The organism is Streptomyces sp. NPDC021224 (assembly GCF_044332905.1).
Lineage (GTDB): Bacteria > Actinomycetota > Actinomycetes > Streptomycetales > Streptomycetaceae > Actinacidiphila.
The window spans coordinates 707,842-720,229 of the sequence record NZ_JBIRPW010000003.1 but is presented as its reverse complement, the minus strand read 5'-3'; the positions used below and the strand labels follow the sequence as shown (position 1 = coordinate 720,229).

Annotated in this window: 3 protein-coding genes; all 3 read left to right on the top strand. The window is 71.0% G+C overall.

Going from position 1 to position 12,388, the window contains the following annotated elements; translation table 11 throughout:
• The first annotated feature begins 57 nt into the window (after window positions 1-57).
• The 3 genes from ACH4PY_RS11585 (at window position 58) to ACH4PY_RS11575 (ending at window position 12,292) form a co-directional block, all read left to right on the top strand.
• Window positions 58-1,053: an ArsR/SmtB family transcription factor gene (locus ACH4PY_RS11585; protein WP_398179366.1), complete on the top strand. Its 996-nt coding sequence runs from the start codon at window positions 58-60 to the stop codon at window positions 1,051-1,053.
• Window positions 1,054-1,419: 366 nt separating this feature from the next.
• Window positions 1,420-5,748: a LamG-like jellyroll fold domain-containing protein gene (locus ACH4PY_RS11580; protein WP_398179174.1), complete on the top strand. Its 4,329-nt coding sequence runs from the start codon at window positions 1,420-1,422 to the stop codon at window positions 5,746-5,748.
• Between the two features lie 115 nt (window positions 5,749-5,863).
• Window positions 5,864-12,292, top strand: coding sequence for an RHS repeat domain-containing protein (locus ACH4PY_RS11575; RefSeq protein WP_398179171.1), 6,429 nt, complete (start codon window positions 5,864-5,866; stop codon window positions 12,290-12,292).
• The last annotated feature ends 96 nt before the right edge of the window (window positions 12,293-12,388 follow it).

The window sequence follows — 12,388 nt, the reverse complement described above, 5'->3', positions numbered from 1 at the left end:
CCACACAGTGGACCGACCCGCCATTGATTCATATATGCCTGAATCTTTTGAGGAGTGATTGCCCTGGCAGAGCTGGCGTTCTCGACAAGCGATCTGGCGCAGGTGCGGTTCGCCGTATCACCGTTGTGGGAGGTCGCCCCCAGCTTCCGGCTGCTTCGGTACGGCACCGCACATCCGATTCACCAGCCCTGGGCTGACCAGGTGCGCCCGCGTATGGTGGCCGCCGGGCTGGACCGGGGATGGCTCTGCGAGCTGATCCCGCCCACCCCCGGCTACGTCCCCGACTTCCTCAACCCGGCCCCCGCCGGGCCGGCTCCCACCCCGGCGGCAGAGCGGGACGCGATCCGGGCCTCACCCGCCGACCGGGTACGCCAGGACCTCGACCATCTGGCCCGCCACCAGGGGAACCTCGGCCCCCGGCTGCGGGCACTGCACGCCGACCCGCAGAGCCTTCTGGCCAAGGTCGCCGAAGAGATCGAGATGTACTGGGAGGTGGCGCTGGCCCCCTACTGGGCACGAATCCGGGCAATCCTCGACGCAGACATCCTCCACCGGGCCCGCCTGGCCGCCGAGCACGGCACCGGTTACCTTCTCAACGACCTGCACACCTCGCTGAACTGGCACGGCAACACGCTGCGGATGGACCGCCGCAAGCAGCCGCTGGCCCGCACGACAGCCGGCACAGGGCTGCTGCTGATCCCCTCCGCCTTCTCCGGACCGGGGCTGCGGACCCGCACGACGCCCCCGGACCCGCCCCAACTCGCGTACCAGGCACGCGGAGTCGGCTCCCTGTGGACGGCGCGCCCCGCCACCCGGGCCGACACCCTCTCGGCCGTACTCGGCCGTTCGCGGACCCTGCTGCTGACCGAGCTGGAAATTCCGGCCTCCACCACGCAGCTGGCCCACCGTACCGGGCTCTCCACGGCCGGGGTGTCCCAATACCTCACCGCGCTGCGGGACGCGGGCCTGGTCAGCGCCCACCGCGTCGGACGCTCCGTCCTCTACGCCCGTACAACCGCAGCCGAAACCCTTCTCCAAGCCGCCTCGGCGTGACCGGACGTCACTCCCGGAAGGGCCCTTTCCGGGAAGCAATACGCCGGTTTGACCTCGGTTATCCGCCGGCCGGGAAACCTGGCGGCGTCTTCCTCAGGCATGACCAGGACCCCGCACCACCCCGCGAAGGTCAGTAACCGGCATGTAGTGAGATCGAGGTGACAGATCATCATAAAGCTTTGCTAAAAAGGCCGTTCGGGCTCGGTCACTTGCCTGGCGTATGCACGGTGATCTACGGTCCTCGAAATATCTCGCGCGCCGCGACGCTCGCGGATGCGCTCATGTTCCGGGGGGGTCATGGATTCGGGTGGGGGTAGACGCGCGCGTTCGCGTCGGGTTCGGCTACTGACAGGGGCGGTCGCGACCGTGGTCGTCGCGGCCGGTCTCACGACCGCCGGGCAGGCCGCCGCGGTGTCACCGGCGCACGGCGCCAAGGGGGCGCAGCCCGTCGCACAGGCGCAGCCCGCGAAGAAGGGCGGCGCCCGGAGCGTCCGCACCGCGCTGACGCAGAGCGCGGCTGCGGCCCAGGCCGCCGACGCCGGCCAGAACGTGGAGATCAGCTCGCTGCGGACGGAGTCCAGCGAGACCTACGCCACGCCGGACGGAGGCATGGAGACCGACCAGCACCTGCGCCCGGTGCGGGCGCGTGTCGGCGGTGGCTGGAAGACGCTCGACAACACCCTGGTCGAGCAGCCGGACGGCAGCATCGCACCCGCGGTGGCGTCGGTCGGCATGACGTTGTCGGGCGGCGGTTCCGCCCCGCTGGTGACGCTCGACCAGGACGGCAGGAAGCTGTCGTACACCTGGCCGTCGGCGCTGCCGGCCCCGACGCTCAGCGGTGACACGGCCACGTACGGCAACGTGCTGCCGGACGTCGACCTCCAGGTGCGCGCGGATGTCGACGGATTCCACGAACTGGTGGTGGTCAAGACCGCCGCGGCCGCGAAGAACCCGGCGCTGGCGAAGCTGACGTTCGGGGTCGAGGCGACCGGCCTGGACGTCTCGCGCACCGCGGAGGGCGGCCTGACCGCCACCGACACCGCGGGCGGCGGCGAGGTCTTCGCCGCGCCGCAGCCGATCATGTGGGACTCCGGCGCCGGCGCCGCGGCGGGGACGGCCGACAGCGCGAAGACCGCGCGGAGCGCGCGGACCGCCGACGAGGGCACCGGGGCCGCCACCGCGGACGACCCGGCGCAGGGCCCGACCGACACCTCGAAGGTCGCCCCCATCGGCGTCGCGGTCGACAGGGACGACACGCAGCTGACGCTGACACCCGACCCGGCCCTGCTCTCCGGCGCGGCCGTCTCCTTCCCGCTGTACATCGACCCCCAGACGTACACCCCCAAGGCGGGGGACTGGACGATGGTGTCGAAGTACTGGGCATCCAGCCCGCAGCACCGCTTCAACGGCGACGGGGACTCCGGCGTCGGCGACTGCGCCTGGAACTACTGCGCTCCCTACGACGTCAAGCGGCTGTTCTACTCCTTCCCCACCTCGAAGTTCGCCGGCAAGACGATCGTGAGCGCCACCTTCGTCGGGCACGAGGTGTGGTCCGCGTCGTGCGACGCGAGCAAGATCGAGCTGTGGCGGACGAAGGGATTCACCTCGGGTACGACGTGGAACTCCTCGTCCGACAACTGGCTGGACCTGCTGGACACCAAGAACGAGGCGCACGGCTTCTCCTCCAGCTGCAAGTCCTCCGACGTGGAGTTCAACGCCACCGCCGGCATGAAGTACGCGGCATCGCACAACTACACGACCACCACCTTCGGGCTGAGGGCCACCAGCGAGGGCGACAAGTACAGCTGGAAGCGGTTCACGGACGACGCGTACCTGCGCGTGCACTACAACATGCCGCCCCGGCAGATCCCCATGTCCCACCTGTCGATGAGCCCCGGCAGCTCGTGCCACGGCCCGTCGTCACCGGTGCGCATCCGCACCCTGCCGACCATCAGCGCGAGCGACGTCACCGACCCCGACGGCGACCAGGTGAGCGTGCAGTTCGCCGTGGCGTGGGACGCCAAGGACGGCAAGGGTCTGAGCACCAAGTGGACCTCGGCCAGGATCGGGCCGAAGAAATCGGGGTCCAGCTTCTCCACACAGCTCACGGCGGCCCTGTCCGGCAAGACGATCCCGAAGGGCCAGACGATCGCCTGGCAGGCCCGTGCGGTCGACTACGACCAGGGCACGTACTACAGCTACTCGCCGTGGTCGTCCACCGGCTCCGCGACCAACTGCTACTGGGTGTACGACACCAGCGTGCCGGCCGGCCCGGTGATCACCTCCGGTGACTACCCGGCGGTCGTGGACAGCGACCCGGACGACCCGTCGTACGACGGTGTCGGCAGGGACGGGAGCTTCACGTTCGACTCGGTCTCCACGGACGTCGTCAAGTACTGCTACGGCGTCGACGCGGAGCCGGTGTGCGACAGCGGCCACACACTGACCACCTCGGGCGGTGCGGCGAAGACGGTGAAGTTCCGGCCGACGCGGGCCGGCACCAACTTCGTCTACGCGCAGAGCTTCGACAGCGCCGGCAACGGCAGCGAGCCGGAGAAGTACCAGTTCCGCGTCAAGGAGGGCCAGCCCGCCCGCGCGGAGTGGAAGCTGGACGACCCGGCCGGCGCGACGCAGGCCGCGGGCACCGCCGGCGACCGGACCCTGGACATGGTGGGCTCCCCGACCCTGGGCGTGGAGGGCAGGACGGGGACCGCGGTCGGCTTCGACGGGACCGGCTCCTACCTGGCGTCCGACATCCCGACCGTGCACACCGACAAGAGCATGACGGTGTCGGCCTGGGTCAGACTCGACCGGATGCCGACCGCCGCGGCGGTGGTGGCCGCCCAGCCGGGCAACCAGGCGCCGGGCTTCGAGCTGTACTACTCGAAGGGCTACGACCGCTGGGTGTTCAACCAGTACAGCGACGACACGGCCACGGCCGTCCCGGTGCGGGCGATGTCCGCCACCGCGGGCGGAGTGGTGGCCGGCCAGTGGTACCACCTGGCGGGGTCCTACAGCACGAGCACCCACCTGCTGTCGCTGTACGTCAACGGGACGCTGGCGGGGACCACGAGCTACACGACGGCGTGGGACGCCCGGCGCGGGCTCCAGATCGGCGCGGGCCGCTACTCGGGGGGACCGGGTTCGTACTTCCCCGGCACGATCGACGACGTCAGAATCTACGACAAGGCCCTGGTGGCCGCTGACGTGGCGCGGCTGGCCCAGGACGCGCCCATCGGGACCGGGCGCGAGGCCCGGGCGGTCTTCCCGCTGGACGAGCCGGCCACGCAGGACGACGGTACGGCGACCACCCAGCTGCACGGACGGGCGGACACCGAGCCCGCCGTCTTCCACGGCGGGGTCACCGCCGGAGGCGCCGGGGCGCAGGACGGCGCGCTGACCTTCGACGGGACCAGCGGCTACGCGTCCACCACGTCCTCGCACATCGAGAACCGGAACAGCTACTCCGTGGTGGCATGGGCGAAACTGTCGTCCAAACCGTCCCAGGCCGCCATCGTCGCCACCCAGGCCGGAGTGCACCGGCCGGGCTTCGAGCTGTACTACTCGGCCACCTACGGCTGGTCGTTCGACGCCTACACCGCGGACTCCGACACGGCCTCCATCGTGCGGGCCGCCCAGGGCGACACCACCCGTTCCCCGGCCGGCGTGTGGACGCAGCTGCTCGGTTCGTACGACGCGAACACCGACGACATGCGGCTGTACGTCAACGGCCTGTGGGTGGCGACGACCAAGTTCGCCGCACCCTTCTACGGCGGCGGCGCGACCCAGATCGGCGCCGGGTCCTACGACGGCGCCCCGAGCGCCTTCTTCCCCGGAATGATCGACGACGTCCAGATGTACGACCGGGCCCTGTCGGCACCGGAGGCCGCGGCGCTCTTCCACAACCAGCTCCAGGTCGAGGGCCGGTGGCGGCTGGACACCGCCACGGGCAGCCCGCAGGTCTCCCCCGACGCGCTGGCCTCGGCGGCGGACCGGCACCCGCTGACCCTCGGCAGCGGCGCGCGGATCGACGCCACCGGCGCCGACAGCATGGTGGGCACCGGATCGCTGGTGCTCGACGGCACGTCGAACGGCTACGCGTCCACCACCGCTACACCGATCCACACCGACAGCAGCTACACCGTCAGCGCGTGGGTCTCGACGCCGGCGCGGCCGACCAAACCGGTGACGGTGCTGAGCGCGTCCGGCAAGACCGCCAACGGATTCGCGGTGCGCTACGTACCCGACTCCGCCGATCCGGCCGACGCCGGCAGCTGGCAGCTGACGACCGCCAAGGACGACAGCGCCACCGCCGTCGTCTCGACCGCGTCCCACACCAGCTTCCAGGACAACGGGGCCTGGGACCACATCGCGGTGGTCTACGACCTGATGGCCGGGCAGACACGGCTGTACGTCAACGGCCAGTTGCAGGCGGCCCTGTGCGCCGACAGCGACGACGACGGCACTCCCGACGACGCGTCGTGCACCGAGTCGGTGTCGTGGAACTCCTCCGTGCTGCCGTTCGACGCGACCTACGGCCTGCAACTGGGCCGCGCCAAGACCGGCGCGACCACCTGGGGCGAGTTCTGGCCCGGAGTGATCGACGACGTCTGGGCCTTCGGCGGAGTGGCCTCCGACACCCAGATCGCGGCGCTGGCCAGCGGGTCGGATCTGGACACCACCGCCGGGCCCTGACCCGGTGGCATCACCTGGGCGGCGCGCGGGCATCGCGCGCCGCCCGCGCACGCACGGCGTGACGCAGAAGACATCGAAGGATGATGGGGGCGGGACAGGCGTGACCAAGAGACGGATGCCATCGAGAAGACTGCGGGACGCGGCCGCGCTGCTCGCCGGCGGAGCGCTGATGGCCGGCATGCTGCAGGCGGTTGCCGTGCCGGCGGCCCAGGCGGACGGCGCGGCGGCCCGGCCGTCCCCCGGCGTGCCGATGGCCGGGCACTCGGGAAGTACCGGGCTGAAGCGGGCCGACGACGGCCTCGCACACCACCCCGTGGCACAGCAGGACACCGACTGGGACCGGCCGGGCAGCGCCACCGTCACGCTCCCGGCCGCGCACGCCGGGGCAGCGGCGGTCCGCGCGGGGAACCTCCCGGTGACCCTGACCGTCCCCGCCGCGGGAGCGGCCACGAGCCGGGGCGTCACCGCGGCCGGTACGGCCGCCCCGCTGACCGGCGCCGCGACCGTCCGCGTCCTCGACCGGCGGACCGCGCAGGCGGCCGGCGTGGACGGCCTGCTCTTCACCGTGGCACCGGGCGCCGGAGCCGGCGGCGGCACCGTGGGCGTACAGGTCGACGACAGCGCCTACGCCCGGGCCTACGGAGGCGCCTACGCCGCCCGGCTGCACCTGGTGCGGCTGCCGGCCTGCGCGCTGACCACCCCGGCGCAGGCCTCGTGCAGCACGCCGGCCCCGGTCCGCACTGCGAACGACGCGGCCCGCCACACCCTGACCGCCGACGCGCTGTCCCTGGCATCCGCCTCCGGCAGCGCCCCGATGGTGCTCGCGGCGGTCGCCGGCACCTCCAGCGACCACGGCGACTACGCCGCCACGTCGCTGTCGCCCTCCTCGTCCTGGGACGTGGGGCTGAACACCGGTACGTTCACCTGGTCCTACGACATGCCCGCGCCGGACGTCCCCGGCAGCTTCGCCCCGGACGTGAGCCTGAGCTACGACTCCGGGTCCGTCGACGGCCGCACCAGCAGCACCAACAACCAGGCGTCCTGGGTGGGCGACGGCTTCGACATGTCCCCCGGCTTCATCGAGCGCAGCTACAAGCCCTGCGGCGACGAAGGCGTCAAGGACTCCTCCGGCAACAAGGTCGACGACCTGTGCTGGGCGTACGACAACGCGAACATCTCCTTCGGCGGCCACTCCGGCCAGCTGGTGTCCACCGGCACCAACAGCTTCCGGATCAAGGGCGACGACGGCACGAAGGTCGACCGGGTCTACGGCAGCAGCACCGACGTGCGCTCCAACGGCGCCCGCAACGACGAGTACTGGCGGGTGACCACCACCGACGGCACCCAGTACTACTTCGGCTACAACAAGCTGCCCGGCTGGGCCAGCGGCAAGGCGACCACGAACTCGGCCTGGACCGTGCCGGTCTACGGCAACAACGCCGACGAGCCCTGCCACGGCTCCACCTTCGCCACCTCCTGGTGCCAGCAGGGCTGGCGGTGGAACCTGGACTACTCCGTCGACCTGCACAACAACGCCATCGCCTACTACTACGACAAGGAGACCAACTACTACGGCCGCGACAGGACCGCGTCCGACCCGACCGTCTACGTCCGCGGCGGCACCCTCGACCACATCGACTACGGGCTGAAGTCCTCGGCGGTCTACTCGGCCAAGGCGCTGGCCCAGTTCCAGTTCGCCAGCGCCGAGCGCTGCCTGTCCACCACCGCGGGCGCCTGCGACGCCGCGAAGATCGAGACCGCCGCCACCCCCTGGTACGACACGCCGTGGGACCTGAACTGCAAGTCCACCGGTGACTGCTACGCCTTCCAGCCGTCCTTCTGGACCCGCAAGCGCCTGACGGGAGTCACCTCGCAGGTGCTCACCGCCGCCGGCGGCTACACCCCGGTGGACACCTGGACCATGGCCCAGCAGTGGGGCATGGCCGACATCGACTACCAGCTGGAGCTGGCGTCCGTCCAGCACACCGGCAAGGCCGACACCCCCGAGGGCGCCCCGGACCTCAGCACGCCCAAGGTCACCTTCGGCTACGACCAGCGCACCAACCGGCTGGACATCCCCGGCGACAACACCTCGCCCTTCATCAAGGAGCGCGTCGCCACCGTCGACGACGAGTCCGGCGCGCAGACCGACGTCACCTACTCCACCGCCGTCTGCGACGCCGCCCACCTGCCGACGCCGGACTCCAACGGCACCCTGTGCTTCCCGCAGTACGTCACCGTGCAGGGGGCCGAGAACCCCAGCCGGCAGTGGTTCAACAAGTACGTCGTCGCCAAGGTCGTCCAGACCGACCGCACGCGCACCTCGCCCGACGAGGTCACGACGTACGACTACCTCGGCACGCCCGCCTGGCACTACGACTCCGACGACGGCATCACCAAGGAGAAGTACAAGACCTGGTCCACCTTCCGCGGCTACGCGCACGTACAGGTACGGACCGGCGGCCAGGACCCGGTCGGCATGCTCACGCAGACCGACCACTACTACCTGCGCGGCATGGACGCCGACAAGACCACCAGCGGCAAGCGCAGCGTGAGCGTCTCCGACGACAACGGCGGCACCATCACCGACCACGACTCGCTGTCGGGATTCGAGTACCGGACGGAGCACTACTCCGGACCCGGCGGCAAGGTGCTCGACAAGACCGTCAACACCCCCTGGCACCACGAGACCGGCTCGGTCACCCGCAGCTGGGGAACCATCGCGGCGAACCTGACCGGGACCGCCGACACCCGCTCCTGGACCTCGCTGGACGGCGGCGCCGGCTCCTCGTGGCGGATCACCGACGTCGGCCGCACCTTCGAGAACACCGCGGGCCGCGTCCTGACCGTCGACGACCACGGCGACGTGTCCACCACCGCGGACGACCGCTGCACCACGACCAGCTACGTGGACAACCCCACCGCCTGGATCCTGGACTCCCCCTCGCGGGTCCAGGCGGTCGCGGTGCACTGCAAGGCCACACCCGACTACACCAAGGACGTCCTGTCCGACCTCCGCACCGCCTACGACGGCCACGCCTACGGCGCGGTGCCGACGGCCGGTGACGCCACCCGGGTGGCGACGCTGAAGTCCCACAACGGCACCACCGCCACCTACCTGGAGGCCGGCGCCGCCTACGACGACTACGGCCGCCAGGTCTCGTCCACCGACGTGACCGGCACCGTCACCGCCACCGTGACCGGCGCACCCCAGCGCACCGACCGTACCGACGGCCGGGTGACCACCACGGCCTACGCCCCGGCGACCGGCTTCCCGAAGACGACGACGGTCACCACGCCGCCGGCCACCGTGGGCGACCTGACCACCGCCCAGACCACCACGACGACCCTGGACCCGGTCCGCCGGATGCCGGTCACCGTCGTCGACACCAACGGCAAGCGCACCGACACCACGTACGACGCGCTGGGCCGCAAGCTCAAGGTCTGGCTGCCCGACCGTTCCAAGACCAACAACCAGACGCCCGACTACGCGTACTCCTACACGATCACCGACGGCAAGCCCTCCGCGGTGGGCACCACCACCCAGGCCGGCACCGGGACCCGGACCGCCTACGCCCTCTTCGACGGATTCCTGCGGGTGCGGCAGGCCCAGGCGCCCGGTCCGAAGGGCGGCATGCTGGTCTCCGACACCTTCTACGACCCCCGCGGCCTGGTCGCCAAGACCTTCTCCTCCTACTACGCGGCCAAGGCGCCCTCCACCGCCCTGTACACGCTGGACGACGCACTGTCGGTGCAGACGCAGGTCTGGAACACCTACGACGGGATGGGCCGGATCACCCAGAGCCGGCAGGTCGCGGGCAACAGCGACGGCGGCGCGGTCCTGGCGACCACCACCACCGCCTACGGCGGCGACCGCACCACGGTCACCCCGCCGCAGGGCGGCACGCCGACCACCACGGTCACCGACGCCCGCGGCAACACCCGCGAGCTGGACCAGTACCACGCCCCGACGGCCACCGGGCCGTACGACACAACGCTGTACGACTACGACGGCGCCGACCGGCTCACCAAGATCACCGACCCGGCCGGCACCACCTGGACGTACGGCTACGACCAGCGCGGCAACCAGACCAGCGCGGTCGACCCCGACAAGGGCACGACCACCACGGTCTACGACGATCGCAACCAGGTGGTCTCCACGACCGACCAGCGCGCGAAGAGCATCTACCACGTCCGGGACGGGCTCGGCCGCGAGACCGAGACCCACGACGGCGCCGCGAACGGGCCACTGCTGACCAAGCACGTGTGGGACCCCGCCGGCTTCAAGGGCCAGCCGGCCTCGGCCACCCGCTACGTCGGCGGCGCCACGGGCTCGGCGTACACCGTGACGTACAGCCTGTACGACAACCTCTACCGGGCCCACCGCACCACGACGACGATCCCGGCCTCGGAGGGTGCGCTGGCCGGCTCCTACCAGAGCAACGTCCAGTACAACGCGGACGGCACCACCCAGTCCGTCGGCTATCCCGCGGCGGGCAGCCTGCCCGCGGAGGCGGTCACCCCGACCTACGACGAGGCGCTGCGGCCCGTGACGGTGTCCGGCTCCGGCGGCGCCACCTACACCACGGACACCGCGTACAGCTACACCGGTCAGGTACTGCAGTACACCTTCCAGGCAGCCGGACAGAAGGCGGTCCAGGTCACCAACACCTTCGAGTGGGGCACCCAGCGGCTGTCCAACTCCCGGGTCGACCGGCAGGACGTGCCCGGCACCGACAAGTCCGCCACCTACGGCTACGACCCGGCGGGCAACATCACCTCGACGACGGACGTCTCCCGCGACGGCACCGACGCCCAGTGCTTCCAGTACGACGCCCTGGGCCGGCTGACGGAGGCCTGGGCGCAGGGTACGGCGGGCTGCGCCGCCACCCCGTCCGCCCAGGTGCTCGGCGGGCCGGCGGCGTACTGGCAGTCCTTCGGCTACGACAAGGTCGGCGACCGCACCAAGGAGACGGACCACGGCGTCGGCGCGAACCCGGCCCCGGACACCGTCCGGACCTACACCTACCCCGCTCCCACCGCGCCGCAGCCGCACACGCTCGGCCAGGTCACGACCACGGGGCCGGGCGGAACGACGGTCGACTCCTTCACCTACGACGCGGTCGGCGACACCGGCACCCGTACGGTCGACGGCGCCGGGCAGACCCTGACGTGGGACAGCGAGGGCCGGCTCACCCGGGTGGTCACCGATGCGGGGCAGACCACCGACTACGTCTACGACGCCGACGGCAACCGGCTGATCGCCCGCACGGACACCGGCAGCACGCTCTACCTCGGCGGCACCGAGGTCACCGTGGCCAAGGGGGCGACCACCGCGCACGCCACCCGCTACTACGACCTCGGCGACGGCAACCAGGCGATGCGCACCGACGACAACACGGTGTACTTCCTCATCGCCGACAGCCAGGGCACCGGCCAGCTCCAGATCGACAGCGCGAGCCTGGCCCTGCAGCAGCGCCGGACCACCCCGTTCGGCGCCCTGCGCGGTACGGCGCCGACGGGCTGGTCCGGTGACCGGGGCTTCGTCGGCGGCGTCAAGGACCCGGGCACCGGGCTGACCCACCTCGGGGCCCGCGACTACGACCCGGTGACCGGCCGGTTCATCTCCGTCGACCCCGAACTCGACAGCAGCGACCCGCAGTCGCTCAACGGCTACGCCTACGCGGGCAACGACCCCGTCAGCCAGAGCGATCCGACCGGCCTCTACACCTGCCGCAACGGCCACGAGGGCTGCAACGAGCACGGCAACGCCTGCGGCAGCGACTGCAGCGCGTGGGCCACGCAGGCGGGCGACTGCGTGCACACCGAGTGCGGTTCGAGCAAGGTCAACCAGAACCCGGACGTGTCCCTGAAGAAGCAGCGGGAGGTCCGCGACAAGCGGCGCTGCCACACCCTGTGCCAGGTCCCGGGCCATGGGTACTACCTCGGCTACCCGGCCATGTACCAGAACTGGCTCAAGTGGGTGTACGGCGGCTACAAGAAGGAGCTTGAGGAATACCGGAGCCCGCCCCCCGCGCAGACGTCGGGCCTGAGCTACTCGTACACGACCACGGAGTACATCGGGCCGAACAGCCTCGGCGACCCCAAGGGGATCATGGCCTTCTTCATGAGGCACCCCCATGAGATCTTCCCGTTCAAGGTGACCGGCTGCGGCAAATTCACGGACGGGGCGAAGTGCACCCTGCACCCCGCCGAGGCGATGCTGCACGGGCTGGGCAGGATCGCCGGCGGCCCGGGGGACGTGACGGTGTCCGTGGACGATCCGACCTCCTTCACCTTCACCGTGACCAACGAGGGCTACTTCGACAAACCCGGCTCGCAGATCAAGTTCTCGATCTCGTCCAACAAGAAGGGGATCTACCTGACGCAGAAGGCGCACACGACGGGCTCGAGCCTGTTCGGCTGGCTCGGCGTCAAGGTCGGGATCGCCCAGGACACCTGGAAGCAGCAGGCCCGCAACCTGACGCAGTCCCTGCAGGACCACGAGAACATCCTGGGGCCGAACTTCGGGATGGACCCGTAGGCCGACCGGCGCCCGGCCGTACCCGCTGACCTGCGGGTACGGCCGGGCGCCGGTGGCGCCCGGTTCTGGGCGGGGCCGGAGGCCAGACCGACCGGT

What these genes read in the sequence shown, in the direction of transcription:
- ACH4PY_RS11575 (WP_398179171.1), top strand. Translation starts at nt 5,864, where the DNA reads ATGCCATCGAGAAGACTGCGGGACGCGGCCGCGCTGCTCGCCGGCGGA.